Annotated in this window: 25 protein-coding genes; 12 read left to right on the forward strand and 13 right to left on the reverse strand. The window is 72.7% G+C overall.

Translation table 11 applies throughout. From position 1 onward, the window contains the following. The first annotated feature begins 41 nt into the window (after positions 1-41). From OHN19_RS39100 to OHN19_RS39120, 5 genes are all read left to right on the forward strand, one after another. The gene (locus OHN19_RS39100; RefSeq protein ID WP_330268739.1) at positions 42-683 is read left to right on the forward strand and encodes an alpha-ketoglutarate-dependent dioxygenase AlkB; all 642 of its coding nucleotides are present in this window, start codon (positions 42-44) and stop codon (positions 681-683) included. A gap of 36 nt (positions 684-719) precedes the next feature. Further along, on the forward strand, positions 720-1964 hold the full coding sequence (locus tag OHN19_RS39105) for an ROK family protein (RefSeq protein WP_330268740.1): 1245 nt from the start codon (positions 720-722) through the stop codon (positions 1962-1964). 306 nt (positions 1965-2270) lie between these two features. Next, positions 2271-2681: an NUDIX hydrolase gene (locus tag OHN19_RS39110; RefSeq protein ID WP_330268741.1), complete on the forward strand. Its 411-nt coding sequence runs from the start codon at positions 2271-2273 to the stop codon at positions 2679-2681. A gap of 1 nt (position 2682) precedes the next feature. Next, positions 2683-3132: an RpiB/LacA/LacB family sugar-phosphate isomerase gene (locus tag OHN19_RS39115; RefSeq protein ID WP_330268742.1), complete on the forward strand. Its 450-nt coding sequence runs from the start codon at positions 2683-2685 to the stop codon at positions 3130-3132. A gap of 196 nt (positions 3133-3328) precedes the next feature. Further along, the gene (locus OHN19_RS39120) at positions 3329-3763 is read left to right on the forward strand and encodes a GtrA family protein (protein WP_330268743.1); all 435 of its coding nucleotides are present in this window, start codon (positions 3329-3331) and stop codon (positions 3761-3763) included. 100 nt (positions 3764-3863) lie between these two features. Here OHN19_RS39120 and OHN19_RS39125 read toward each other — a convergent pair whose 3' ends face one another. Beyond that, complete coding sequence (locus OHN19_RS39125) at positions 3864-4835, reverse strand: NAD(P)-dependent oxidoreductase (protein ID WP_330268744.1); 972 nt, start codon at positions 4833-4835, stop codon at positions 3864-3866. Between the two features lie 74 nt (positions 4836-4909). After that, complete coding sequence (gene ilvY, locus OHN19_RS39130) at positions 4910-5803, reverse strand: HTH-type transcriptional activator IlvY (protein ID WP_330268745.1); 894 nt, start codon at positions 5801-5803, stop codon at positions 4910-4912. A gap of 85 nt (positions 5804-5888) precedes the next feature. Here ilvY and OHN19_RS39135 point away from each other — a divergent pair, with 85 nt between their 5' ends. Next, positions 5889-7358 carry a ketol-acid reductoisomerase gene (locus tag OHN19_RS39135; protein WP_330268746.1) on the forward strand — a complete coding sequence of 490 codons (1470 nt, stop codon included), beginning with the start codon at positions 5889-5891 and terminating at the stop codon, positions 7356-7358. An 80-nt stretch (positions 7359-7438) separates the two neighbouring features. Here the strand turns inward: OHN19_RS39135 and OHN19_RS39140 are convergent, their stop codons facing one another. The 3 genes from OHN19_RS39140 to OHN19_RS39150 form a co-directional block, all read right to left on the reverse strand. Then, positions 7439-8362, reverse strand: coding sequence for a phosphotriesterase (locus OHN19_RS39140; RefSeq protein WP_330268747.1), 924 nt, complete (start codon positions 8360-8362; stop codon positions 7439-7441). Continuing rightward, a complete protein-coding gene (locus OHN19_RS39145) occupies positions 8359-8943 on the reverse strand; it encodes a DUF4865 family protein (RefSeq protein ID WP_330268748.1) in 585 nt (194 codons plus the stop codon). Before OHN19_RS39145 ends, OHN19_RS39140 begins: the two co-directional genes overlap by 4 nt. An 87-nt stretch (positions 8944-9030) precedes the next feature. Continuing rightward, positions 9031-9609: a TetR/AcrR family transcriptional regulator gene (locus OHN19_RS39150; protein ID WP_330268749.1), complete on the reverse strand. Its 579-nt coding sequence runs from the start codon at positions 9607-9609 to the stop codon at positions 9031-9033. Between the two features lie 177 nt (positions 9610-9786). Between OHN19_RS39150 and OHN19_RS39155 the strand changes: the two genes are divergently transcribed. The 3 genes from OHN19_RS39155 to OHN19_RS39165 are packed head-to-tail and all read left to right on the forward strand — an operon-like array spanning position 9787 to position 13534. Then, a complete protein-coding gene (locus OHN19_RS39155) occupies positions 9787-10080 on the forward strand; it encodes an SHOCT domain-containing protein (protein ID WP_330268750.1) in 294 nt (97 codons plus the stop codon). Then, positions 10077-10976 (forward strand): ABC transporter ATP-binding protein, encoded by a 900-nt coding sequence (locus tag OHN19_RS39160; protein ID WP_330268751.1) that lies wholly within the window; start codon positions 10077-10079, stop codon positions 10974-10976. Before OHN19_RS39155 ends, OHN19_RS39160 begins: the two co-directional genes overlap by 4 nt. Beyond that, positions 10973-13534, forward strand: coding sequence for an ABC transporter permease (locus OHN19_RS39165; RefSeq protein WP_330268752.1), 2562 nt, complete (start codon positions 10973-10975; stop codon positions 13532-13534). The genes OHN19_RS39160 and OHN19_RS39165 overlap by 4 nt, the downstream gene beginning before the upstream one ends. 200 nt (positions 13535-13734) lie before the next feature. Here OHN19_RS39165 and OHN19_RS39170 read toward each other — a convergent pair whose 3' ends face one another. Then, on the reverse strand, positions 13735-14280 hold the full coding sequence (locus OHN19_RS39170) for an ATP-binding protein (RefSeq protein WP_330268753.1): 546 nt from the start codon (positions 14278-14280) through the stop codon (positions 13735-13737). A gap of 217 nt (positions 14281-14497) precedes the next feature. Then, positions 14498-14821 carry a hypothetical protein gene (locus tag OHN19_RS39175; protein ID WP_330268754.1) on the reverse strand — a complete coding sequence of 108 codons (324 nt, stop codon included), beginning with the start codon at positions 14819-14821 and terminating at the stop codon, positions 14498-14500. A gap of 345 nt (positions 14822-15166) precedes the next feature. On the opposite strand from OHN19_RS39175, the gene OHN19_RS39180 reads away from it, so the two are divergent. Further along, positions 15167-16291: a PLP-dependent cysteine synthase family protein gene (locus tag OHN19_RS39180; RefSeq protein ID WP_330268755.1), complete on the forward strand. Its 1125-nt coding sequence runs from the start codon at positions 15167-15169 to the stop codon at positions 16289-16291. 157 nt (positions 16292-16448) lie between these two features. Further along, positions 16449-18095, forward strand: a complete 1647-nt coding sequence (locus OHN19_RS39185; RefSeq protein ID WP_330268756.1) for a serine hydrolase — start codon at positions 16449-16451, stop codon at positions 18093-18095. A gap of 10 nt (positions 18096-18105) precedes the next feature. Here the strand turns inward: OHN19_RS39185 and OHN19_RS39190 are convergent, their stop codons facing one another. Together OHN19_RS39190 and OHN19_RS39195 are read right to left on the reverse strand one after the other, a co-directional pair. Continuing rightward, the gene (locus OHN19_RS39190; RefSeq protein ID WP_330268757.1) at positions 18106-18615 is read right to left on the reverse strand and encodes an SRPBCC family protein; all 510 of its coding nucleotides are present in this window, start codon (positions 18613-18615) and stop codon (positions 18106-18108) included. A gap of 53 nt (positions 18616-18668) precedes the next feature. Next, entirely contained in the window at positions 18669-19508 is an 840-nt protein-coding gene (locus tag OHN19_RS39195; RefSeq protein ID WP_330268758.1) for a DeoR/GlpR family DNA-binding transcription regulator, read from the reverse strand. Between the two features lie 291 nt (positions 19509-19799). Between OHN19_RS39195 and OHN19_RS39200 the strand changes: the two genes are divergently transcribed. Then, positions 19800-22136 carry a hypothetical protein gene (locus OHN19_RS39200; protein ID WP_391193609.1) on the forward strand — a complete coding sequence of 779 codons (2337 nt, stop codon included), beginning with the start codon at positions 19800-19802 and terminating at the stop codon, positions 22134-22136. Here OHN19_RS39200 and OHN19_RS39205 read toward each other — a convergent pair. The 4 genes from OHN19_RS39205 to OHN19_RS39220 form a co-directional block, all read right to left on the reverse strand. Then, positions 22106-24541, reverse strand: coding sequence for a right-handed parallel beta-helix repeat-containing protein (locus tag OHN19_RS39205; protein ID WP_330268759.1), 2436 nt, complete (start codon positions 24539-24541; stop codon positions 22106-22108). The two genes, OHN19_RS39200 and OHN19_RS39205, sit on opposite strands and share 31 nt — an antisense overlap. Positions 24542-24652: 111 nt before the next feature. Beyond that, positions 24653-25258, reverse strand: a complete 606-nt coding sequence (locus OHN19_RS39210) for a hypothetical protein (protein WP_330269812.1) — start codon at positions 25256-25258, stop codon at positions 24653-24655. Positions 25259-25465: 207 nt separating this feature from the next. Beyond that, the gene (locus OHN19_RS39215) at positions 25466-26293 is read right to left on the reverse strand and encodes an MOSC domain-containing protein (protein WP_330268760.1); all 828 of its coding nucleotides are present in this window, start codon (positions 26291-26293) and stop codon (positions 25466-25468) included. Positions 26294-26335: 42 nt separating this feature from the next. Then, positions 26336-26785, reverse strand: coding sequence for a DUF6643 family protein (locus OHN19_RS39220; RefSeq protein ID WP_123758921.1), 450 nt, complete (start codon positions 26783-26785; stop codon positions 26336-26338). Positions 26786-26846: the final 61 nt, after the last annotated feature.

Here is a 26846-nt window from a genome sequence, read left to right on the forward strand (position 1 = left end):
GCGGAGCCGCAGTTCAGGCCCGCTCGGGCAGGATGGAACCCATGGATGCCGAGCTGTTCCCCCGGGCGCGCACCGAGGTCGCGCCGGGCGCGGTGCACGTCCCGGACTGGCTGGCGCCCGCCCGGCAGCGCGAGCTGCTGGAGGCCTGCCGCGCGTGGGCGCGCCCGCCCGCCGGACTGCGCACGGTCCGCACCCCGGGCGGCGGCACGATGACAGCGCGGCAGGTGTGCCTGGGCCGGCACTGGTACCCGTACGGCTACGCCCGCACGGTCGTCGACGGCGACGGGGCACCGGTGAAGCCCTTCCCGCACTGGCTGGGCGAGCTGGGCCGGGAAGCCGTCCGGGACGCGCTGGACCTCGACGTGTCCGGATACGACATCGCGCTGATCAACTTCTACGACGGCGACGCCCGCATGGGCATGCACCGCGACAGCGACGAGAAGGCGGACGCCCCGGTGGTGTCCCTGAGCCTCGGCGACACCTGTGTCTTCCGCTTCGGCAACACCGAGACCCGGACCAGGCCCTACACGGACGTCGAACTGCGCAGCGGCGACCTGTTCGTGTTCGGCGGCCCGGCGCGGCTCGCGTACCACGGGGTGCCGCGCGTGCATCCGGGCACCGCGCCGCCCGAGTTGGGGCTGACCGGGCGGCTCAACATCACGCTGCGGGTCAGCGGCCTGTAGGCCGTGTCGGATACGGATCATGGGAGACTCGCCCTCATGAGCGGCAAGGCGGACCCCCGGCCGGCGGGGGAAGGGACCACCTCGAGGGCGCGGCTGGACCGGGGGCGCGGTGCGCTCGGGCCCGCGCTGGAGCTCGTGCACACCGGACGCGCGCCCACCCGGGCCGTGCTCACCGCCGAACTCGGGGTGACCCGGGCGACGGCCGGCGCGGTCGCCGCCGAGCTGGAGGCGCTCGGGCTGATCCGCGTCGACGCCCGGCCCACCGCGGCCGCCGGCTCCCAGGGCAGGCCCTCGCACCGGCTCGCGGTCGCCGAGGACGGCCCGGTCGTGCTGGCCGCGCAGGTCCACGCCGACGGCTTCCGGGCCGCGCTGGTCGGCCTGGGCGGCCGTATCGTCGCCACCGCGCCCGGCTGCGAGACCGTCGACGCCGACCCGGCGAAGGTCCTCGGCTCCGTCGTGGAGGCGGGCGCCGACCTGCTGCGCACGACCGGCAGGCGTTGCGTCGGCGCGGGACTCGCCGTGCCGTCCGCGGTCGCCGAACCCGAGGGGCTCGCCCTCAACCCCCTGCACCTGGCGTGGCCCGCGGGCGCGCCCGTCCGTCGCATCTTCCACGAGTGCGTGCGTGCCGCCGGCATCAGCGGACCGGCCTTCGCGGGCAACGACGTCAACCTCGCCGCCCTCGCCGAACACCGGCACGGCGCCGGCCGCGGCGCCCGCGACCTGCTGTGCGTGGCGACCGGACACCGGGGCGTGGGCGGTGCGCTGGTGCTCGACGGCCGCCTGCACACGGGCAGTTCGGGCCTGGCCCTGGAGGTCGGCCACCTCACCGTGAACCCCGAGGGCCGCCCCTGCTACTGCGGCAGCCGCGGCTGCCTGGACGTCGAGGCCGATCCGCTGGCCCTGCTCACGGCCGCGGGACGCGACCCCGGCCCCGAACCGTCCCTGCTCCAGCAGGCCAACGACCTGATCCGCGACCACTACGACGACCCCACCGTCCGTACGGCCGCCGAGGCGCTCATCGACCGCCTCGGACTCGGCCTCGCGGGACTGGTGAACATCCTCAACCCGGACCGCGTCATCCTCGGCGGCCTCCACAGCACCCTCCTGGACACCGACCCCGCGCGGCTGCGCGCTGTCGTCGCCGACCGCAGCCTGTGGGGACAGAGCGGCGGTGTCCCCATCCTGAGCTGCACCCTCGCCCACAACAGCCTTGTCGGAGCGGCCGAGTTGGCCTGGCAACCGGTACTGGACGACCCGCTCGGGACCCTGACCCGTGACTGAACTGCTGGAGGCCGGAGAGCTCCGTCTGGTCGAGGTGGCACCACCGGCGCTCCCCGCCGAGTCGAGGGCGGCCATGAACCGTGAGTGGGACGAGGCCGTCCTCGCCAACCCGGCGCTCTTCGACGGCCCGGTCGTGCTCTGCGCGGGCCTGTCGCGGGACGACGGTGACGCCCTGCTCGTCTCCTGGTCCCGCACCACGCTACCGCTACTTCGCCCTGCGCCGCGTCCCGGGCGCCACCGCCCTGCGGTCCCTCTTCGTGAGCGTGATCCAGCCGACGGACGACGGACGCGTGCTTGGTCGGCCGGATGTCCCGCTCCACCGCCGCGCCCGGCCGCTGGCAGTTCCCCGGCGGATCGGTCGAACCCCCCACGGGCGACGAGCCCCTGGACGAGCGCGCCCTGCGCCGCCATGCCGCCGTGGAGCTGGCCGAGGAGACGGGCGCCGACACCCCGGCCGCCGCGCTCACCCGCTGTCTGATCACCTACGGCGACGACGGCCAGGTCGGTGTCCACTACCTGGCGCCACCCCTGCCCGTGTCCGGGCTCCGGGACTGTTTCGACAACCTCGCGGCCGCCGAGAGGGCACAGGGACGCGACCCGGAGTTCGACCGGATCGCCTTCGTGGGCTCCCCGGCCGAACTGCCCGGCCTGGAGGGCCCGCACGTGGTCTACCTGGAACCCGTGGTCCGGTGGACGAGCCGCCGAGTAGGCTCGTGACATGCGGATCTCCGTCTCCTCGGACATGGACGAACCTGTGGCGCGCGCCCTCATTGACGAACTGCGCGCTCGTGGCCACGAGGTGGTTCCGCACGGTGCACTGAGCCCCGGCGCCGACCCGCAGTGGGCGGTCTGCTCCGAGGCCGCGGCCCGAGAGGTGGCCGCGGGGACGGCCGACCAGGCGGTCGTGTGCTGCTGGACCGGCACCGGCGCCTCCATCGCCGCGAACAAGGTGCCCGGCGTACGGGCCGCCCTGTGCGCCGACGCGTACACCGCGGACGGCGCCCGCCGCTGGAACGACGCCAATGTCCTGGCCCTCAGCCTCCGCCTCACCTCCGAGCCCCTGTTGAAGGAGATCCTCGACGCCTGGTTCGCCGCCACGCCGAGCGAGGACACCGAGGACCGGGAGAACGTGGCCCGGGTGGACCGCCTGGACGCCGGTCGGGCCTAGCGTTCAGCCACAGTTCATTGCAACGATGGTGTATGGCTGTCGTTGCGTTAGGTGTGCACTCGTTGCAACGATATTAGGCCCATGAACTGCCATCATGGCTAATCTGTGCAATAAATCAGTTGCCCGATCCTTGAATGCAACGTAGCTTTCCATCATTGGAAAGCGACGGATGTGAGGGAGACGGGGGGTGGGCCGCATGGCCTTCATACGGTTCGTGATCTTTGGAGGCGGGGTAGGGATCCTCGCCGGCTTCGCGGTGTCGCTGCTGGCCGTGTTCGTGCCCTGGGCACTCGCCAACGCGATCGTCACCGTCGCCTCCACCGCCCTCTGCACCGAACTCCACGCCCGGTACACCTTCCGCAAGGGCCGGGGCGCGGGATGGCGCGAGCACTGGCAGTGCGCGGGCTCGGCCACCGCCGCGTACCTGGTCACCAGCTGTGCCGTGGGGGTGCTGCACCTGGTGCAGCCCGCCGCCGGCACGGCGACCGAGCAGCTGGTCTACCTCGGTGCCTCGGGTCTCGCCGGCGCGGGCCGGTTCGTCGTCCTGCGCCTGTACGTGTTCGCCACCCGGAGCAGCCGCCCCGTGCGGCGCCCCGGGGCGAGTGCGGTGCCCGTCCAGCTCGCGGCCTGAGGGGGGTCACAGAGAATCACAGGGCACGGCCATCGCAGGGCACAGGGCGTCACGGGGCACGGGGCGTCACGGGGCACGGGGCGTCACGGGGCACGGGGCGTCACGGGGCGGGCGGGCGGGCCACCTCCAGCTCGCCGTGCTCGATCAGCCGGCGCACGGATTCGAGCACGGCGGCCTCGGGCTCGTAGCGGGGCGCGTAGCCGAGGACGGTCCTGGCCTTCTCGATGCTGAAGCACTGGCTGCGATGCAGATGCTCCCAGCTCGCCTCGGCGTGCTCCGGGGCCGTGGTCTCACGGAACCGGTCCCAGGACACCGGTTCCAGAGACGCGGTCTGCCCGAACCAGCCGGCCGCGATGTGGGCGTAGCCGCGGACGTTCAGCGCGGTGGGGGCGACGATGTTGAAGTCCTCGCCGGCCGCCGCGTCCCGGCGCTCGATCGCCCGCTCGAAGCCCTGGGCGACATCGTCGGCGTGCACATGGTGCATCGACTCGACCCCGCTGCCGGGGATACGCAGCGGCTTCCCGGCGGACAGCGTGGACCAGACGGCGGGGTCGAGGTTTCCCAACGGGCCGATCGGATGCCAGCCGGGACCGACGATGTGCCCGGGGTGCAGGGACGTGGTCACCAGCCCTCCGAAGGCGGTCTCCTCCTTCAGCATCCGGGCGATCCGGTCCTTCTGGACGCCGTACTCCCCGACGGGCGGGGTGCCCGTGCTCTCGGAGATCGGCAGCTTGTGGCTCGGGCCGTGGCGCCACACGGTGCCGCAGTGCAGCAGGTGCCCGACCTCGCCGCGCAGCCGCTCGACCAGCGCGGTCGCCGCCTCCAGCGTGAAACAGACCAGGTCGACGACGACGTCCGGGGCCAGTCCGGCCACCCGGTCGCCGAAGGTGCCGGCACTGTCCTCCTGCTCCCGGTCGGCCACGACCTGACGCACCTGCTCCCATTCGGGGGCGTCGACGTAAGCGCTGCGGCTGCCGCGGCTGATGTTGATCACTTCATGGCCGGCTCGCACCAACCGGGGCACGAGGAAGGTGCCGATGTGCCCACTCCCGCCGATCACGACGACTCGCATACGTTTCCCATCAGCTCGACTGTCCAACAGTAGATCTTCGAAAGCCGGCGCGTCAGCCGCACCCCCACGTCCCGTCAGCCGGCACTGACAACGCCCTTCGCGTCCCCCGCTTCCGCTCCCTCCGGCGCCGTCAGGCTCCACAGCGCCGCCACCAGCGGCCGCCGCAGATCGGCCCGCCGCACGCACAGGCCGATCGGGAACCGCTCGGGCCCCGGCTCGGCGGGAATCTCCGCCAACCGCTCGCGCACCGCGCTGTGTTCCAGTACGAGGCGGGGGACCACGCCCGTGCCGCAGCCCAGGGAGACCAGGGCCAGCAGCCCTTCGTGACCGTCGGGCTCGCATGCCACCTCGGGAACCGTCCCCCGGGCCCGGAACCAGCGGTCGGCGGCCTCGCGGACCAGACCCCGGTGGGGGAGGACGAACGGCCCGTCCAGGCCGGGATCCGGGCGGTCCCGCGCGGTGACGAGGACCAGCTCGGTCACCGCGACCGTCCGGCTCACCAGCCCCTCCGGCAGTCGCGCCGGGATCCCCGCGACGGCCACGTCCACCTCGCCCTCGTCCAGCCGGGCCAGCGCCGCCGCAGCGTCACCGGTGCGCAGGTCCAGCCGTACCTGAGGATGGGCCGCGCGGAACGGCGCCAACAGGTCGGGCAGCAGGGCCTGGCAGGCCGTCACCGTCGCGAACACCGCCAAGCGGCCGGTCAGTTCGGCAGGATCGGGATGCTCCTCGCGATAGGCGCGCCACAACTCCAGGGCCTGTACGGCGTATTCGCGGAAGCGGTGACCCTGCGCGGTCAGCGACACCCCGCGCGGGCCGCGGTCGAACAACCGGTGCCCCAGCTCCGCCTCCAGCCGCTGCACGGTTCTGGTCAGCGTGGCCGGGCTGACATGGCAGTCGAGGCTCGTCCGACCGAAGTTCAGGGTCTGCGCGAGGTGCAAAAACAGCCGGAGCTCCCGGTGATCATCCATGTGACCTGCCCCTTTCACTTCGCGCAACAGCCCGATGCAGAAGTTGCGCTTGCTGCAACACCTGCCCGGACCCTACAACTCGACCATGACCTCCACCTCGTACGCCTCCCGCGTCTTCGCCCTCGAAACCATGGACGTCCCCGGCGGCACCGAGACCGTCCTGCGCGGCGGCCGGCACCTCTTCCCCCTGCTGCCCCAGGCCTTCGCCGGAGTCCGTCGCATCGGCGTGCTCGGCTGGGGCCCCCAGGGCCGCGCCCAGGCGCTCAACCTGCGCGACTCCCTGGCCGGCTCCGACATCGGGGTGACCGTGGGACTGCGCCCCGGCTCCCGCTCGGCCGCCGACGCGCGCGCCCACGGCTTCACCGAGGAGGACGGCACCCTGGGCGACTGGCTCACGGTCGCCGCCGACAGCGACCTGGTCGTCCTGCTGATCGCGGACGCGGCCCTCGCCGCCCACCACCAGGAGATCTTCGGAGTGCTGAAGCCCGGCGCCGCGATCGGACTCTCGCACGGCTTCCTCCTCGGCCATCTCCGGGAGAACGGCGGCGAGTTCCCCGCCGGACACCCCGTGATCGCCGTGTGCCCCAAGGGCATGGGCGACTCCGTGCGCCGCCTCTACCAGCAGGGCGCCGACGTCAACGGCGCCGGGATCAACAGCAGTTTCGCCGTGCACGCCGACCCCGACGGCCGGGCCGTCGACCTCGCGCTCGGCTGGTCGGTGGCGCTCGGAGCGCCGTACACCTTCCGCACCACACTGGAGAGCGAGTACCTCTCGGACATCGTCGGCGAGCGCGCCATCCTGCTCGGCGCGGTCCACGGCATCGTCGAAACCCTGTACACGCGCTGCCGTCTGACCGGGGACGACGAGGTGACGGCCTACGAGCGGTCCTGCGAGAACGTCACCGGCCCGATCGCCCGGACGATCTCCCGCTCCGGACTGCGAGCGGTCCGCGACGGCCTCGCGCCGTCCGACCAGGACGTCTTCGACCGCGCGTACACGGCCACGTACGGGCCCGCGCGCGAGATCGTCGCGGAGATCTACGACGAGGTCGCCGACGGCACCGAGCTGCGCAGCGTGATCCTGGCCGAACGACGGCTCGGGGCACGCCCGATGAGCGAGATCGGCGGCTCCCCGATGTGGGCCGCCGGCGAGCGGGTCCGGGCCCGCCGCGGGGCACGCGAGCTGCCCGTCGACCCGTTCACGGCCGGAGTGTTCGTCGCCACCATGCTCGCCCAGATCGACGAGTTCGCCGAGCGCGGCCACCCCTGGTCGGAGATCGTCAACGAGTCCGTCATCGAGGCCGTCGACTCACTGCTGCCCTACATGCACGCGCGCGACGTGGCCCACATGGTCGACAACTGCTCCCGCACGGCACGCCTCGGCGCCCGCCGCTGGGGCCCGCGCTTCCAGGCGGCCTACGAGCAGATCGCCTACCCGGCCGCCGAACACCCGGCGAACCAGGCCCTGTTGACGGCCTTCGCGAGCCACCCCGTCCACGAGGCGCTGGCCGCGGCGGCGAAACTGCGGCCGTCGGTGGACATCTCGGTGGCGTAGGGCCACCGGCGGGGTGCGGCAGGGCTGTCGGCGGCGGTGGTGCGGCACCGGCCGAGAGCCTTTCGCCCAGGACCCAGAGCTCAAGTGTCTGCGAGGTCCGGCCACTCCACGGCGAAGGCCCGCCCGGGATTGTCGGTGAGGATCCGCCGCACCAGTTCCCCGCCCAGCTCCACCGTGAGCCGCGGAGCCACCCGGCGCAGCAGATACGGCATCCCCGGGCCCCCGTTGACCGACCGCGCGGCCGCGGTCGTGGTGTCGCCGCCGAGGAGCAGCCGGTCCCCGTGTCCCGCGTCGGCGAGGGCCCGTACCGCGTCCGGCATGCGCCAGTCCGTGGCGTGGTGGGCGCGTGAGGGCCCGTCGAAGGCGAGGTAGCAGCCCGACGCCGCGGCCTGGCGGTGCACCGTGAGGTCGGGGGAGCGGTTGAGATGGCCGAGGATCACCCGGTGCGGCGGGACCCCCAACTCACCGCACAGCAGGTCGAGTACGTCCAGCGCGCCGGTCCCCAGCTCCAGATGGACGGCGACCGGCGCGCCCGTCGCACGATGGGCCTCGGCGGCCGCGGTCATCGTCCAGCGGGCGTGCGCGTCGAGGGCGTGGAATCCGCCCGCCACCTTGATCAGCCCCGCGCGGACCCCCGATGCCCCGATGCCCTCGGTGAGTTCGGCGACGAACACCTCGGCCAGCTTGCCGCCCAGTGCGGCGAGCGTGCCGTCGTCGTAGTGGACGGCCTGGTGCAGCCCGGTCGCCGCGACGATCCGCACCCCGCTCTCCCGGGACAGTGCCGGCAGATCCGCGGCCCGCCGCCCCAGCCCGTACGGCGTCCACTGCACGACGGCGCCACCGCCCTGCGCGGCGAACGCGGCCAGCTCGGCCTGTGCTGCCGACCTGCTCCGCAGCTCCTGACCGGGCAGCTGGGGGCTGCCGAAGAACAGATGGTCGTGCGCGTCGCACACCCCGAGCCGCTCCCCGGGGACGTCCCCGGTCACCGTGCGGACCGCGCTCACCACTGACGCCCCCGCGGCAGCAGCTTCCGCCCCGGCGCCGACACATGCAGCACCTCGAACACGTCCCCCTCCGTCCTCGGCGCCTCATCCGCCCACAACGAGAAGCGCACGAGCTCCCAGCGGGCCGTGTCCACGGCGGCGGCCGCGAACACCACCCCGTCCGCCCCGGCCAGCCGCTCCGTCTCACCCACCGCGTCCGCCATCACCTTCGCCAACTCACCGCCCTCGGGCACCGGTTGACGCAGCCGTACGGCCGACCGGGCGGGGGAGTCGGCGGCGCCGCCCTCCTCGTACGACAGCCCTGTCCACTGCCGCACCGACGGCCGCCCGAAGTCGTTGCTCAACCCCTGGAAGGCGCCGCCCCAGAGAAAGGTGTTCATGCCCTCCACGGTGTTCCAGAGGTAGAAGGGCGCGTACTGGTTGACCGGCGAGCCGTGCACCCCGCGCTCGCGCATCAGGTACGCCTTGTAGCCGAGGCCCTCCCAGTCGTCGAGCAGATGCCCGACCCGGGCGACCCGGCCGCGGATGACGGCCATGTCGTAGTCGGCAGGCAGGGTGAGCGCGTACTGCATCGCGTGCATCGGTCGCCTCCTCAGGCGGAGTGGTCCTCGGCGGTGATGTGGGCGGCCCACTCGGTAGTGGTGCAGTCCTCCACGACCCCGGCTCCCTTACGACGCTTGGGGAGCGAGCAGCGACAGCAGCCCCCGCACGCCGGTGTCGAACGCGGCGGGGGAGCCGGAGGCGCGGGCGAGGACATAGCCGCCCTGGACCGTCGCGAGGACGGTCGCCGCGATCTCCTCGGGGTCCAGCGAGGCCACGAACTGGCCCTGCTCCTTGCCCTCTTCGACGATCCCGGCGATGCGCTCACGGATCCAGTCGATCGTCTCGTCGACAGGTGCGCGCAGTTCGTCGCTGGCGATCACGTCAGGGTCCATCGTGAGCCGGCCGACCGGGCAGCCGCGCAGCACATCGCGCTCGCGCCGCAGATACGCCTCGATGCGCTCGTACGGTGTGCCCGGCCCGCCGAGCACATTCTCCGCGGCGGCCCGCAGCTCCTCGGCGGTGCGCCGGATCGCGGCCAGAGCGAGGTCGGGCTTGCCCTTGAAGTGGTAGTACATGCTGCCCTGTCCGGCGCCAGCCCGCTCCAGGATGGCCTTGGGGCTGGTGCCCACATAGCCGCGCTCCCACAGCAGCTCGCGCGTGGATTCGATCAGTCGGTCCGGGGTGCTCATGGACGCACTGTACATACTAGTAGTTACAGAAGTCGAGGGGCTGTGGATCTCTGCGGGGAGCAGGCGGAACAGGCCCGCGTACTCCCCAGGAGGTACCCGGACTGCCGCTGGCCGTACGACGACCCGCCCCCCTCTCCGGAGCCAGTCTCGAAGCAGCACCGAACGACAGGAACTCCAGGGAGATGAACCGACATGCAGACGCTCGCGAACTGGGACGGTGGCCCCGGCCCGTGGATCCTCTTCTTCCCGCTGATCTGGGCGGCCGTCGTGCTCGGCGTCGTCACCGTCCTGCGCCGCACCGTCTGGCGGGGCCGCCGCGGACCGTGGCGTGCCATGGCCGACGCCGGTCCCACCGGTGACTCGCCGATCGCCGTGCTCGGCCGCCGTTTCGCCTCAGGCGAGATCGACGAGGACGAGTACTGGCGCCGACTGTCCGTCCTGGACGAGCAGTTCGGCCGCACGGTGGGCAAGGGCGGTGCGGCATGACCGCCGGAACCGTCCCCTCACAGACGCTCCCCGCCGCCCGGGTCGTCGACGCCGTCAAGGTGTACGGCAGCGGCGACACCGGCGTGCGGGCCCTGGACGGGGTGAGCGTCGACTTCCCGGCCGGCCGCTTCACCGCGATCATGGGGCCGTCGGGCTCCGGCAAGTCCACGCTCATGCACTGCGCGGCAGGCCTCGACACGCTCACCGCGGGCGGCGCCTACATCGGCGACACCGACCTGAGCGCACTGGACGACCGCCGCCTCACCCTCCTGCGGCGCGACCGCGTCGGCTTCGTCTTCCAGGCGTTCAATCTGGTGCCGACGCTGACCGTCGAGGAGAACATCCGGTTGCCGCTGGACCTCGCGGGCGGCAAGGGGGATGCGGAGTGGATCGACGCGCTCGTCGACGTCGTAGGCCTGCGCGACCGGCTCCACCACCGGCCGAGCGAGCTGTCCGGCGGACAGCAGCAACGCGTCGCCGTGGCCCGGGCGTTCGCCGGCCGGCCCGACGTCGTCTTCGCCGACGAACCCACCGGAAACCTCGACTCCCGCTCGGGCGGCGAGGTCCTCGGCCTTCTCGGCCGGACCGTACGCCAGACGGCCCGCACGGTCGTCATGGTCACCCACGACCCGGTCGCCGCCGCCCACGCGGACGAGGTCGTCTTTCTCGCCGACGGCCGCCTGGTGGACCGTATGGAATCCCCGACCGCCGACCGGGTCCTGGACCGGATGAAGGCGTTCGAGGCGACTTCACGGACGGGAGCGGGGGTGAGGACGGGGGCGGTCAAGCCGACCGAGGCCTCGACGTGGGCCGAGCCCCCCGCGGCGGCCGCCGCAACCAGCACGTCCCCACCGACCGGAACCCCCTCCCGCCCCCGGAAGGAGGGCCCCTCGTGAACGCCACCCTGCGCCTCAGCCGCTCCTCCCTGCTGGCCCACAAGCGCCGCTTCGCCGGGACCTTCCTCGCCGTCTTCCTCGGTGTGGCCTTCCTGGCCGGGACCCTCGTCATGGGCGACACCCTGCGCGCCGGCTTCGACACCATGTTCGGCAACGCGACCAGTGGCACCGACGCCGTGGTCCGCAGCGCCGAGGCCATCACCACACCGGGGGAGAGCGAGGGCGTCCGCGCGCCGGTCCCCACCGATCTGGTGCGGACCGTGGAACAGGTGCCCGGCGTCGCGGCCGCCGCCCCCGACATCCAGGGCGCCGGTCAGCTGATCGGCGCGAACGGCAAGCCCATCGGCGGCCAGGGCCCGCCCACCCTCGCCGGCAATTGGATCGACGATCCGAAACTCAACCCGTACCGGCTGGCCGAGGGCCGCGCCCCGGAGAGGTCCGGCGAGGTCGTCGTCAACCGCGGCACCGCCGACCGGGGAGATCTGAAGATCGGCGACACCACGACGCTGCGCACCCCCGACCCCGTCGAGGTGAAGATCGTCGGCCTGGCGACCTTCGGCGGCGAGGACGGCATGGCCCAGGTGACGTACACCGGCATGACCCGCGCCGACGCCGAGAAGTGCCTCACGGCAGAGCCGGGCCGGGCGTCGAGCATCCTGGTGCGCGCGGGCCCCGGCGTCAGCCAGCAGGAGCTCGTCGACCGGCTGACTCCCTTGCTGCCCAAGGGCGTTGAGGCCATCACGGGTCAGGAGTCGACCGAGGAGAACACCGACATGATCTCCAGTCAGTTCCTGACGATCTTCACCATCTTCCTGCTGGTGTTCTCGGGCGTGGCCCTCCTGGTCGCCACTTTCTCCATCCACAACACCTTCGCGATCGTCGTCGCCCAACGCACCCGCGAGAACGCCCTGTTGCGAGCCCTCGGTGCTTCCCGCCGACAGGTCACCGCATCGACCCTGACCGAGGCGAGCGTCGTGGCCCTGACCGCCTCCGCCGCCGGCCTGGCGGGCGGCATCGGCGTCGCCGCCGGCCTCCAGGCCCTGTTTCCGGCCATCGGATTCCCCTTCCCCGAGGGCGACTTGGTGGTCAGCACACTGTCGATGGCACTGCCGCTCGCGGTCGGCGTCGCGGTCTGCCTGGGCTCCGCGCTGCTGCCCGCCGTACGCGCCGGACACACCGCACCCCTCGCCGCGCTGCGCGAGACGGCCGTAGACCAGTCCGGCGCCTCCCGGGGCCGGGCCGTCATCGGGGCCGGCCTGGCCGCGCTCGCCGTGGCCGTCACGCTCACCGGCGTCCTGGTGTCCCCGTCCCTCTGGCTGGCGGGAGCCGGTGCCGTCCTGGCCCTGTCCGCGTTCGTGGTCCTCGGCCCGGTCGCCGCCACGGCAGCGGTACGGGTCCTCGGCCGGCCCCTCGACCGACTGCGCGGAGTCACCGGCGGGCTCGCCCGGCGCAACGCCCTGCGCAGCCCACGGCGGACGGCCGCCACCGCGAGCGCACTGATGATCGGCGTGGCCGTGGTGTCGCTGTTCACCGTGTTCGGGGCCTCCTTGAAGGCGACCATGGACCAGACCGTGTCCCGGTCCTTCGCGGGCGATGTCGCCGTCAGCACCCCGTCGTTCGGCGCGGGCGGCAGCGGTCTGAGCCCCCGGCTCGCCGCAGCGGTGCAACGACTGCCCGAGGTGGACACGGCCGTGGGACTCGGCCGCGGGGTCGCCGAAGTCAACGGCAGCGGACGGGCGTTGACGGTCACGGACCCGCTCGCGCTGCAACGCACCTTCGATCTCGGCACGGTCCGCGGCTCCCTGAGCGAGCTGGGCACCCACGACATCGCGATCACCGAGAAGGAAGCGGAGAAGCAGGGCCTCGCGCCCGGGGACAGGGTCCGGCTCGGCTTCACCGACGGCGAGACGGAGACCTTCACGGTCCGCGCGGTCTACGGACAGTCCGAGCTGGCGGGGGAGTACGTCATCACCCGCGCGGCCTGGGCCCCGCATCGCACCCAGGACTCCGACACCCTCGTCGCCGTCTCCTTCAAGGACGGGGTGAGCGCCGACGCGGGCAAGGCGGCGGTGGAGAAGGTGGCGGCGCGCTACGGCAACCCCGAGGTGCAGACCCGGGACGAGTACGCGCAGTCCTCGGCCGGCGGGATCGACATGATGCTGACGCTCGTCTACGCCTTGCTCGCCCTCGCGGTCCTCATCGCCCTGCTGGGCATCGCCAACACGCTCTCCCTGGCCATCCACGAGCGCACCCGCGAACTGGGCCTGCTGCGGGCCGTCGGCCAGACCCGGTCCCAACTGCGGGCCATGGTGCGCTGGGAGTCGGTGCTGGTCGCCGCCTTCGGCACGGTCGGCGGGCTCGGCCTCGGCGCCTTCCTCGGCTGGGTCCTGGTGGAGGCCTCGGACGGCGCGAGCGACAGCACCTTCGCCTTCGCGATGCCACCGCTGCAACTCGCGGTGGTCGCCCTGGTGGGCCTCTCGGCGGGAGCCCTCGCGGGCCTGCGCCCGGCCCGACGCGCGGCACGGCTCGACGTGCTTCGGGCGATCGCCACGGAGTGAGGCTCCGCGGGCGCGCCGGTCGCCGGTGCCCCGGAGGGCCGCGTCGACCCCGGGAACCCGATCGCACGAAGCCCTCGAGACCTGAGCGCGATCGGGCTCCCGACGCCGATGGAGAACGCGATCGGGCTCCCGACGCCAATGGAGGGCACCCTGCCGACGCAACCCCAGCCGGACCAGCCGAAGAGGCTGTCACCGCCCGGTCAACCGGCAACGGCGGACCGGGCGGGAGCGTGTTCCGGCCTGCGGACGTCGACCTCGGGGAACCTGAGCCCGGACGTCTCCGCGACCGCGACCTTCCGCCGCGGCGGACGCGTGGCGGCGGCCGGCCGGGGTCGCGCCGCGGCGGGCGTGGGCAGGGTGAACCACACGACCTTGCCCGACTCGCCGTCCGGCCGTACGCCCCAGCTCTCGCTGACCGCGGCGACCATCGCGAGCCCGCGCCCGCACGTGGCCAGCGGCTCGGCGTCCTCGATGTCGGCCACGACCGGCAGACGCGGGTCGTGGTCGCGCACCGAGACCGTGAGCCGGTCGAGCAGCAGCTCGATCTCCACGGTGCACGTCTTGTCGGGCTGGGCATGGCGGTGGACGTTGGTCAACAGCTCCGTCACACCGAGCGCGGCCCGGTCTATGAGGGGATCCAGATGCCAGTAGCGCAATTGCGCGGAAAGGATTCTGCGGACCTGGCCGATCCGCGACGGCAGAGCCTGGAGCTCCACCGCGCAGTGCCTGCTCGGATGACTGATCACGGCTGCGACTCCCCGACGTGAGGTCCGGAAGAACACGGAGTTCGGATCGATCCAGCAGGATGCCGGAGTGGAAACGGCCGCCTGCTGTCGTGCCCGGCGGGCTGGTTCGCAGCGTAATCGCCGGTAAACCGAGAGTGATGTGAGACCAGCGTGACGCAGGAGGCGCGGTGGCGCAACTCACAGTCCGCCGAGTCCGCCCGCGCCGTCGCGTGCCGGCTCAGTCGCGGCGTCCCGCCGCCCTGCGTACGGCCTCGATGAAGCGGCGCGCCGCGGGTGGCCCGGGTTCACCCGGGGCCGGGTCGTGCTCGCCCAGGGTGAGCGAGTACCGGTTCCCGTTGAGGTCCGCGAGGGCCCGGTCGTCGTTCGCGAACCAGGGCTTGGAGGCGCGCACCGCCTGCACCGGCGCGCTGTCGATCTCGCTGCCGTAACTGGTGAGCAGTTCCAGTCTGCCGTCGCTGATCCGGACCTGACCGGCCCGGGTGAGCGAGCGCAACCTCTTGCCGATCCGGACGCCCGTAGCCGTGAACTCCGGCTCCGCCATGCCGTCCCGCCCCCTTGTGCGCATCGGTGTGCCGGCCCGCGCTCCCGTGTGCGCCGAGATCCGGCTCCTGTCGTGATCCAGTGTGCGCCCCCGTTCGGGACCTCGTCCCGCCCGGTGCAGTCTGCCCGCCACGGGCGTCGAGCACCAGTGCGCATGACACCTCACCGGGAGCGTCGGGCGCACTCGCCCGAATGCGCCCCCACAGCCGTGCGGACGGCGACCCCAGGGGTGCCTTTGAGGCTCTCAAAGGTGCGTTTATGCAGGTGAGGAGCGTGCGGAAGGTGTCTATGATCGAGGTGTCGGCCGCGCGACCCGCCGTCGGCGCGCAGCGTAAGGAGCCCTGTCGTGAGCACCCCTCAGCAGACCCGGACCGGCGACACCCTCGATGTCGACCACAGCGACCCCGCCTACCGCGGCTGGCTGAAAGAAGCCGTCCGCAAGGTCCAGGCCGACGCCAACCGCTCGGCCGACACCCACCTGCTGCGCTTCCCGCTGCCCGAGAGGTGGGGCATCGACCTGTACCTCAAGGACGAGTCCACGCACCCGACCGGCAGCCTCAAACACCGGCTGGCCCGCTCGCTCTTCCTCTACGGCCTCTGCAATGGCTGGATCCGGCCCGGCCGCCCGGTGATCGAGGCGTCCAGCGGCTCGACGGCCGTGTCCGAGGCGTACTTCGCGAAGCTGATCGGCGTGCCCTTCATCGCGGTCATGCCCCGCACGACGAGCGCGGAGAAGATCCGCCTCATCGAGTTCCACGGCGGGCGGTGCCACTTCGTGGACGATCCGCGCACGATGTACGAGGAGTCCGCCCGACTCGCGGTGGAGACCGGCGGCCACTACATGGACCAGTTCACCTACGCGGAACGGGCCACGGACTGGCGCGGCAACAACAACATCGCCGAATCCATCTTCCGCCAACTGGAGTTGGAGAGATTTCCGGAGCCCGCGTGGATCGTCGCCACGGCCGGCACCGGCGGCACCTCGGCGACCATCGCCCGGTACGTCCACTACATGCAGCACGACACCCGCATCTGTGTGGCGGATCCGGAGAACTCCTGTTTCTTCGAGGGCTGGACCACCGGCGATCCGGACGTCACCTGCGACTGCGGCTCGCGCATCGAGGGCATCGGCCGGCCCCGGATGGAGCCGAGCTTCGTGCCCGGCGCGATCGACCGCATGATGAAGGTCCCCGACGCGGCCAGCGTCGCCGCCGTACGCGCCCTGGAGCAGGCCATCGGCCGGAAGGCGGGCGGCTCGACCGGCACCGGCCTGTGGAGCGCCCTGAAGATCATCGCCGAGATGGTGGCCGAGGGACGGCGGGGCAGTGTCGTCACCCTGCTCTGCGACCCCGGCGACCGCTACCTCGACAAGTACTACTCGGACACCTGGCTGACCGAACAGGGCCTGGACATCGAGCCGTACACGACGGCGATCGCCACCCTGCTGCAGACGGGCGTCTGGCCCGACTGAGCCTGCCATCGAGCAGACCCCGGGCCGCGTCACTCCCGCACCGCCCCGGTCACCAGCCCGTCCGGCCGGAGCGTCGGGCCCGGGCATGCGTGCCGGCGAACGCCGGATCGCCCGAACGGCCTGCGAAGGCGCGCCGGATGCCGGGGGAGGGATTTGCATGGACACCATGCCCCGACTCGACACCGCAAGCCGCCGGTCACTTCACTCCGCCGCAGCACTGGGCCTGGTAGCGGCGCTGGCCGTCGGCTGTACCGGATCCGACGCCGACACCGCCGCCGTCGTCGGCCGTGCGGCCGCCGCGACGTCGCCGCTGCCCTCCGTCCCGCCCGCCCAGCCACCGGCACAGCTCACCCGTGCCAAGGTCGAGACCGCGGTGGACCAACTGGACGACGTCGTCAAGGACGCCATGCGCACCACCGGGGTGCCCGGAATCGCGGTGGGCGTCGTCTACGACGACAAGGTGGTGTACCAGAAGGGGTTCGGCCTGCGGAAGGCGGGCAAAAAGGACCGGATCGGAGCGGACACCGTCTTCCAGCTCGCCTCGGTCTCCAAGCCCCTCGCCTCCACCGTCGTCGCCGCGGCCGTGGGCGACAAGACGGTCGGCTGGGACGACCCGGTCGTCAAGTACACGCCCGGATTCGCGCTGAAGGACCCGTGGGTCAGCCGCCATGTCACGCTGGCCGACCTGTTCTCGCACCGCAGCGGACTGCCCGACCACGCCGGAGACCTCCTGGAGGACCTGGGCTACGACCGCTCGTACATCCTGAACCACCTGCGCTACGAGCCGCTGGCCCCCTTCCGCGCCCACTACGCGTACACCAACTTCGGACTGACCGAAGCGGGCGTCGCCGCCGCGCGAGCGGCGGGCACCAGCTGGGAGGAGCTGTCCGCCGACAAGGTGTACAAGCCGCTGGGGATGGACTCCACCAGCTCCTCGTTCGCCGACTACGAGAAGGCGGGCAACAAGGCCACCTTGCACGTGAAGAGCGGGGACACCTGGAACGCCTCGTACGTGCGAAACCCGGACGCCCAGAGCCCGGCGGGCGGGGCCAGTTCCACGGTCCGTGACATGACGAAGTGGCTGCGCCTGCAACTGGGCAACGGGAAGTTCGAGGGGCGGCAGGTCGTCGACGCCGCCGCGCTGGAGCAGACCCACCTGCCGTACATGGTCTCCGCGCCGCCGCACACGCCCGCGGGCCGGGCCGGGTTCTACGGGCTCGGCTGGAACGTCAGCTACGACGACCAGGGCAGGCTGAAGCTCGGCCACTCCGGCGGCTTCGCGCTGGGGGCGGCCACCAACGTCGCGCTGCTGCCCTCGGAGAAGCTCGGCATCGTCGTCCTGACCAACGGCGAGCCGATCGGTGTGCCCGAGGCGATCTCCGCCACGTTCCTGGACACCGCGCAGACGGGCGGGCCGACCGTCGACTGGCTGAAGTTCCTCGGGCCGGTCTTCCAGCAGACCCTGCAGGCGGAACGCTCGGAGACCGACTACAGCAAGCCCCCGCCCTCGTCCGCGCCCGCAAAGGCCAACAGCGCCTACACCGGAACGTACGCCAACGACTACTACGGCCCGCTGACCGTCAGTGCCCAGGGGGACGAACTCAGCCTCCAGGTCGGGCCCAAGAAGCAACGGTTCGTCCTGACCCACTACGACGGTGACACCTTCAGCTACCGCACCACCGGCGAAATGGCCGTCGGCCTGACCGGGGTGACCTTCACCGTCGGCTCAGGCGGCCGCGCCGACAAGGTCCGGGTCGAGAACCTCGACACGAGCGGCCTCGGCACCTTCACGAGGAACGACTAGCGTCGCGTCCTCACGGGTGCTGTGGAGGGTCCGGCGGCCGAACGGGCTCCTGGTGCGCGAGCCGCCGGTCCAGCCGCTTGACCGCGTCACGGAAAGCCCGTCCCAGGCCGGCCCGCCCGAGCCTCGTCACGAGCCGGAACGCCGCCGTGCCGTCCGCGGCGAACGTCCACCGCACGCTCGTGCCCGTCCCGGCGGGCACCAGCCGCCACTCCTCGGCGATGGCGCGGGCCCCGGGCGCGTTGGCCACGTCGACCCGGTAGGCGTACACCTCGGGGTCCTTCGCCGCGATGACCGTCTCTTTGAAGCGCCCGCCGCCCTTGAGGTGGATCTCACGGGTCGAACCGTCCCCGGTGGCGCGGGCGAGGGTCACCGCGGCGAACCACTCCTGCCACCCGGGGACGTCCTCGGCGAGTGCCCGGTAGACCGCCTCCGGCGGCGCCGACATCTCCTGCACGAACACCATCCGGACCGGCGCGGTCCCGATGAAGTCGAGCCCCACCTCACGCAGTTGGTGAGCCACGGACACACCCCCCTGTGTCGGGTCAGGAGCTGCTCACCCTAGCTGACGCCCAGTCAACTGTCTTTACCCGCAACGGCCTCGTCGGCATCACCGGCCACCACGAGGCGCCGCAGATGCTCGGAGATCTCCGCGCGCGCCGCACCCGGCAGCCCCGCGTCCGTCACCAGCGTGTCGACCTGCTCCAGCGCGGCGAACGAACTCAGGCCCACGGTGCCCCACTTGGTGTGGTCGGCGACCACCACGACCCGCCGCGCCGACTGCACGAGCCGGCGGTTGGTCTCGGCCTCCGCGAGGTTCGGCGTCGACAGCCCGGCCTCGACCGATATCCCGTGCACCCCGAGGAAGAGCACATCGAAGTGCAGCGCCCCGATCGCCTGGTCGGCCACCGGCCCCACCAGCGAGTCGGACGGGGTGCGCACCCCGCCGGTCAGCACGACGGTCGCCGCGCCCTGACGCGGGCCCGTGGTGCGCTGCGCCGCGTGGAACACGTCGGCCACCCGCACCGAGTTGGTGACGACGGTCAGATCCGGCACGTCGAGCAGATGGTGGGCCAGCGCGTACGTCGTCGTACCGCCCGACAGTGCGATCGCCGTGCCCGGCGCGACCAGCTCCGCCGCCGACCGCGCGATGTCCTCCTTCGCGGTCAGCTCCAGACCCGACTTCGCCTCGAACCCCGGCTCGTGCGTGCTCGCCTCGACCACCGGGACCGCGCCGCCGTGCACCTTCTCCAGCACACCCTGGCGGGCCAGCGCGTCGAGATCGCGCCGCACTGTCATGTCCGACACGCCGAGCTTCCGCGTCAGCTCGTTGACGCGCACCCCGCCGCGGCGCCGGACCTCGTCCAGGATCAGGGCGCGCCGCTGCTCCGCGAGGAGGTTCTGATTCTCGCTCACGTACGCTCCGGTCCTTTCGCCTGGGGCCGTCCGACACGCCCTGCGCACCCACTCCGACTAGGATATTTTGCCCGTCCCTGGTGCGCGGACGTCCCATACTCGCACGGGCCCCCCACGGTCGCGCCACCGACCGCCCCGTCACGCTCATGTCCCCGGGTGTACACCTGCGCTCTCGCTGTCACTCGGATCGGGGAGATTCCGTGACGAGAGGTGCGCGAAACGCGGTCGGCGGAGATCCTTGTGCCCGCACGGACAGATGCCGACGGCGCGTCACGGGGGAAGTGCGAATCAGTGGAACGTGTTCCGACCAAGGGCACCGGCGGCTCGACCGCCCGTGCCGCAGCATCCGGCACCGCCCTGGAACTCCTGGTCCACGGAGTGGGCGGCACCACGCCGGACAAGATGCTCGACGACCCGCGCACGGTGCGGATCACCGGGGACGACGTCGCGGCCGTGTTCCGGCGCGCCGACGACGTCGACGCCGAGGCCCGACCGCACGACGGCCGCACCGGCCCGGTCCCCGAGGCGTACGTCTGGTGCAACCTCACCTCCGGAAACGGCACCCGCGCCCTGTGGCTGCTGTTGCTGCCGTTCATGGTCGTCAACCTCGCCCACTGGATGCGGCCCACCGCGCGCGGCCGCAAGAAGACCGTGAGGCTCTACGGCCTGCTGGTGCGGCTCGCCGGCCTGACCCTGACCGTCCTGCTGGTCGCCGCCGCCTGCGAGGTCGCCCTGGACCTGGCCGCCTGGCAGTGCGCGGGCACGCGCGCGTGCGCCGAGTCGCGCTCCTGGCTCGGCTTCCTGTCGCCCGACGTGTCCGACGACGGCTGGTGGAGCAGGCCCGGCCGCCGCCTCGCCCTCGCCGCCCTCGTCCCGACCGCGCTCACCGGCCTGCTCTGGTACCTGTCCCACCGCACCTGGAGCGCCTACGAGTCCCAGCAGCCCCTGCCCCACGAGGGCGAGCCCGAGGAGGACCACGGCCGCACCGCGCTCGGCCGCCCCGGCTTCTGGTACGGCCGCCGCCTGGTCGCCCGCCTGCGCGCCGCGCACACGGCCGCCGGTCTCCTGACGATCGCCGCCGCGGTCAGCTCGACGGCCGCCCGCTTCGACCGCGCACCGGGCGGTCCCGCACTGCTGGACACCCTGGGCCGTCTCCTTCAGCTGAGTCTCGTCCTCGCCGGGGCGACGGTCGTGTGGGTGGTGTGCCGCCGCGGCCGCAGCGAGCGGCGCCTGGACCGCCGGCTCGACGAGCAGCTCGTACGGCGCCTGCCGCTCGCCGCGCTCGCCCTGCTCGCCCTCGCCGCGGTGTACGCCGGCTGGGCCCGGCCGGGATGGCAGTCGCAGGGCCGGCTGTCGGGGGACGCCACCTTCGGCGGCATTGCCTTCGTCCAGGGCCTCCTGGTGATCGGACTGGCCGTCGTCGCCCATCTGCTGTACCGCACGCACCCCGACCCGCGCGCCGCCATGCGCGGCCTCGCCGGACCCGCAGTCGCGACGCTGGCCTGCGCCCTCGGCGGTGTGATGTCCGGAGGCGTGTCGCAGCGCGTGGCGGACTGGCTGGACGGCACCGGCGCCACCATCCCCGGCCCGCCGGTCCTGCTGACCTGGCAGGCTTCCGTGATCCCGCTGGTCCTTCTCGTGCTCCTCGGGCACCTCGCCTGGCTGGGCCGGCGGGCCTGGCGATCGGGCCGGGAGCAACGGGCCGTCGTGGAGAGCGAGTACCCCGGCGAGCCCAAGGACGCGGCCCGCACCCGGCGCATCGCCAGGACCCGCGCCATGGCGGCCCTGACGGACCGAGGGCCCCGCCTGCTCGGCGTGACGGCGGCCAGCACCCTCCTCCTCGGGTCCGGAGCGCTCGTCGGCGCCCTGACCTCCCGCAAGACCCCGGCCAGGGCCGCCGAGGGGGCGTACCCCTTCGTCGAGAGCGCCGCCGAGACCGGCCAGGCCCTCGGCTCCTGGCTGATCGGTCTCGGCTTCCTCCTGTTCGTCACCTGGGGCAGGCGCGCCTACAAGGACCCCTCCGCCCGCCGCACCATCGGCATCCTCTGGGACGTCGGCACCTTCTGGCCGCGTGCCGCCCACCCCTTCGCCCCGCCCTGCTACGCCGAGCGCGCGGTCCCCGACCTGACCTGGCGGATCGGGACCTGGACCCGGACCACCGGCGGCCGACTGGTCATCTCGGGCCACTCCCAGGGCAGCGTCCTCGCGGCCGCAGCGGCCTGGCAGCTGGAGCCGTCGGTCCGCAAGCGGGTCGCCCTGCTGACCTACGGCTCCCCGCTCGAGCGCCTCTACGGCCGCTGGTTCCCGGCCCACTTCGGACCGGCCGCCCTCACCGCCCTGCACCACGACGTGGACTGCTGGCGCAACCTCCACCGGCTCACCGACCCCATCGGCGGCCCGGTCCGGCTGCCCGGCGACTGCGGCCCCGAGGTGGACCGTGAGCCCCTGAGGGACCCCCTGGTCTACGGCCGCACCGATCTGCACCCGCTGCCCGCGCCCATCCTCGGCCACTCCGACTACCAGGCCGACCCCGCCTTCGCCGAGGAACGGGCGAAGCTGCTGGGCCGGCTCCAGCCGGACCTGCCGGGACCGCGCTCTCAGGACGAGCCGGGCAGATCCTCGGCGTAGAGCAGGGTCAGATCGTCCGTGGTCGGGTCGTCGACCTGAGCGACCCGGCTCGCGTGCCTCTCGACCATCGCCTCGAACGTCTGCCGCGCGGTACGGCCGTTGCCGAACGCGGGCCCCTTCGGCATCGCCGTGAAGTACTTCCGCAGGGCCTCGGGGGCACCCGGCGCCAGCCGGTACTCGTGCTCCTCGGCCTGCTGCTCCACGATGCTGAGGAGTTCGTCCGGGTCGTAGTCGCTGAAGGTGATGGTCCGTGAGAACCGGGACGCCACCCCCGGGTTGACCGACAGGAACCGCTCCATCTCGGCGGTGTAGCCGGCGACGATCACCACGACCGCGTCCCGGTGGTCCTCCATCAGCTTCACCAGCGTGTCGATGGCCTCCTTGCCGAAGTCCCGGCCGGAGTCCTCCGGCGACAGCGCGTACGCCTCGTCGATGAACAGCACCCCACCGCGCGCCCGGTCGAAGGCCTCCTGGGTGCGGATCGCGGTGGAGCCGATGTGCTCGCCGACCAGGTCGACGCGGGACACCTCGACGAGATGGCCCTTCTCCAGGACCCCGAGGGAGGCGAGGATCTCGCCGTAGAGCCGGGCGACAGTGGTCTTGCCGGTGCCGGGGGAACCGGTGAAGACCAGGTGGCGCTTGACGGAGGCCGCCTTGAGGCCCGCCTGCTGACGGCGCCTTCCCACCTCGATCATGTCGGTGAGGGCCCGCACCTCACGCTTGACGCTGTCCAGGCCCACCAGCGCGTCGAGTTCACCGAGGACGGCCTTGGAGGTGCGCGCCGGCTTCTCCGGCTCGGCGGGCGCTACCAGCGGCTCCTGCTCGGTGATCCGCTGCTCCGGGATCGCACCCAGCAGGCCGGCGGAGCGGGAGTCGGTCTGTACGGCCGTCTCCCGGGCCGCGGGCGGGGTCAGACCGCCGCTCTCGTCGCTGGTGCAGTCCTCGACGACGGGCCCCGAACCGGCCGCCGCGTCGGGGGCGTCGGCGAACTCGTAGCCCCCGCGCGCGCAGCGCTCGGTGCGGCACTTCCTGAGAGTCGTACGGCAGCCGTCTATGACGTGGAAGCCGTAGCCGCCGCTGCCCGTCACCCGGCAGTTCAGGAAGCTGCCGCGGCCGCCCGCCGACACGTAGAAGCCGGCCTCGGCGGGGGAGTCGACCGTGCACCGCTCGATCGTCGGGTCGGCGCCCTTGGTGACGATCACTCCGGTCTGGGTGCCGTCCACGGTGCAGTTGTTGAGGGTGCCGCCGCTGCCGTGGTCGCGGAACCAGGCACCGGTGGCCGCGTCCCGGATCCGGCAGTCGTCGAGCTGGGCGGTGGCGCCGTCGCTCACGGACACGGCCGTGTTGCGGACCTGGGAGATGTCGCTGTCGACGACGTCCGCGCGGGAGCCGCGGTCCAGGACGAACAGGGCGTCCGGCACGTCGTGCACCCGGCAGGAGTCGAGGACCGCGGTGGCGCCGTCGCTGACCCAGACCGCGGGGTAGTCGCCGGTGCTGTCGAAGATCTCGCACTGGTTGGCGTCCACGCGTGTGCCCGGGTCCCAGACCGACAGGCCGTTGCGCCCGAACTGGCGGACGGTGGTGCGGGTCAGGGTCAGGACCGAGCGGGAGCGCAGGTCGACCGCGTTCTCCGGGATGTCGTGGATACGGCAGTCGGCCAGGGTCAGCACCGCGTCGGTGTCCAGCGTGACGCCGTCGCCGGTGGTGCGGTGCACATCGCAGTCGGTGAGGTGCGCGGTGGCCCGGCCGGTGATCTGGACGCCGCTGCCGCGGACCTCGTAGATCTCGCAACCCACGGCCTCCAGCGCGGAGTTCTCGCCGGTCGCCGCCAGACCCGCACCCGAGGTGTGGTGGATCCGGCAGCGGTCGAGGCGGGGGTGGGCGCCGCCGCGCACCGCGACACCGGACTGGCCGGCCGCCACGATCTCGCACTCCTCGAACACCCCGCCCGCGCCCTCGAGTACGGCGATGCCGATGCCCGCCGGGTTGTCGACGGTGCAGCGCCGCACGGTCGGCCGGGCGCCGCCGCGCACCTCTATGCCGGCCGCGGACCGGGTGACGACCCTGATGTCGGCGAGTTCCGGGGTGCCCTCCTCGACGAGCAGCGCGGGCGCGGCCGCGTCCTGGCCCTCCACGTGCAGGTCCTGGACCACCGCCGAGGCACGGACCGTCAACGGCACCCCGTCCAAGGGCGCGATGCGCACGGAACCCGGCGAGCCCTCCGGGCCGCGCAGGGTCACCGCCCGCTGCACCACGAGGTTCTCCCGGTAGGTGCCGGGCGCGACGGTGAGGACGTCGCCCTCGGCCGCGGCCTCCAGGGCGGCGGCGAGCGACGCGTACTCACCTGTGCGGCGCCGCCACCGCGATGTGCCGGTGTGCGTCACCTGGACCGTGCCCTGTGCCATGGCGTTGCTGTGCCCCCACCTCGTAGTACGCGGGTTTGTGCTGCCGAAGAGGTTCGGCCGGTCCACCGTAGCGTGCGCGCGGGTGGTGGGTTGACCAGAGCCGTAAGGCCGTCAACTGCCGGTACCGGTCCGGCCCCAGTCCGGGCCCGCGCTGTCCCAGGCCCGGTCCCACCCCGCGTACCGGCGACGGACCATGCGCCACACGGCCAACCGCCGGGTGCCCTCGATCAGCCCCGCGGCCAGCAGGGCCGCGCCGGTGCCGGCGAGCACGGCATGGGTGGTGGCGGTGGCGGAGTCCAGCGGCCGGGCCGCTATCCGCCCGTGCAGGTCCGTCCAGATGTCGAAGTGGTCGCCGCGGTGCGGGGTCTGGAGGGCGGCCATGACGGAGCCCTGGTGGGTGGTGCCGTCCGGCGCGGTCCAGTCGGCCAGCACCCGGCTTCTGACCTCCCGCCCCGAGGACGTCTCCGGGTCGGCGTCCAGTGGGGAGCGGTCCAGCTTGCGGATCACGGTCGCCGTCACCAGCTGCCGGGACTCACGCTGCTCCCGCACCGCCTCCTGGAGCGCGTCCTGAGCCACCCCGCCGACGACCGAGCCGACCACGGGTGTGACGACCAGGATCAGCAGCAGGGCGACGAGGGCCACCCAGGCCTCGGCCAGATCGGTCCCGCGCCGCAGTGGGTTGTGCCGCCACCGCCAGAGTCCGCTGATCGCTCGCACCGTCCGCACCCCCTTCCGCTCCGTGATAACCCTCTGTCGAGGGATTCACGCGCGGGACCGGCCGAAGAGAGAGCGAAATCACCTGCGGCCGGGTCCTCTCATGAACTCCTCATGAAAGGACCAACGTGCGGGCCACCGGGCGGGGTTCCCGCGGGACGGATCCGGGTGGATCTTTGACGGAACCCCGCCCGGGGTCCGCCCGGCCGCTCAGTCGAGGATCCTGACCGGATCGCCGACCCGGATCGTGCCCCGGGACTGCGGCACCAGGTTCTGGCCGAAGACCAGCTTGCTGCCGAAGCGCCGGTGGCGGCCCAGGGTGTGCAGGGGCTCCTTGCCGCGCACCGCGCTGGACTGGTCGGTCGTGGTCACCACGCACCGCCCGCACATCTTGACCACGCGGAACGTGACGTCGCCGACGGCGATCCGCGACCAGTCGTCCTCCGCCCAGGCCTCGGTGCCGCCCACGACGACGTTGGGCCGGAAACGGTTCATGGGCAGCGGCCCTTCGGCGGCGTGCCGGCCTTCGGCGATCAGGGAGTTGAGAGCGTCGAGGGAGGCCGCGGAGGTGAGCAGCAGCGGATATCCGTCGGCGAGGGAGACGGTCTCGCCCGGCAGCGCGTATTCGGGGTCGACCGGGCGGCGGGTGGCGGGGTCGTCCAGGTGCACGAGGCGTGCGCCGACGCCCAGGTAGTCGCTGCACCAGGTGTGCGCGGCCGCGTCGGCGGCGGGCACCCCCTCGACCTTCTCCCCGAAGAGCTCCAGCGTGAGGGTCCCGCCGGGCTCGGGGGCGGGCACGGTCAGCGGCTCCATGCCGGGCGCGGACAGCACGACGCCGCCGCCGGGCAAGAGCTCGGCGGCGGCCAGTGCGAGACGTGGCTGCTGTCGCTGTGTGACGACCTTTCCCCCGTCGTCGACCAACGCCCAGCGCCGGTCTCCGGCCAGCCCCCAGGGCTCCACCTCGGCCTCCCGGGGCGCGAGACCCCGGAACGCCTTGACCGGATGGACGTGGATCGACAGCAGCTGCGCATTCCCCATGGGGCCATCGTGCCAGGCGGCACCGACAGCCCGGGAGGGGAATCAGTACCCGCGGTACTGCTGGTTGTTGTACGGATCCTGGTAGGGAGCCGCCTGGGCGGGCCGCGGAGCCGCGGGACGCATCGCCTCGTAGCCCGTGTTCATGCCCATCCCCATGCCGGGAGCGGCCGGGCGCGGCTGCTGCTGCGGCCCGGGATAACCGCGCGGCGCGGCGGCCTGCTGCGGGATGTACGCGGCGGGTGCCTGCTGGAGCGGAGAAGGCTGTTGCGCCTGCGGATAGCCGTAGGCGGACTGGGAGGGACCCGCGGGCAGGGCGGGCAGCGAGGACGGCAGTGCGGGCAGGTGGCTCGCCGGGACGTCGTACGCGGCAGGGACCCGGATCGGGGCGATCTGCGGGGTGCCCCGCTCGGCCACGAGCGAGTCGTAGATCGGAGTGTCCGGGAAGGAGGCGGAGTAGTAGCCGCCGCCATAAGTGGAGCGGGGGGAGGTCATGGCACATAAGTTAAGCCCACGATGTGCTGGTTGGGGAGACCGATAAGAGGGTTGTTTTCCG

The organism is Streptomyces griseorubiginosus (assembly GCF_036345115.1).
Lineage (GTDB): Bacteria > Actinomycetota > Actinomycetes > Streptomycetales > Streptomycetaceae > Streptomyces > Streptomyces griseorubiginosus_C.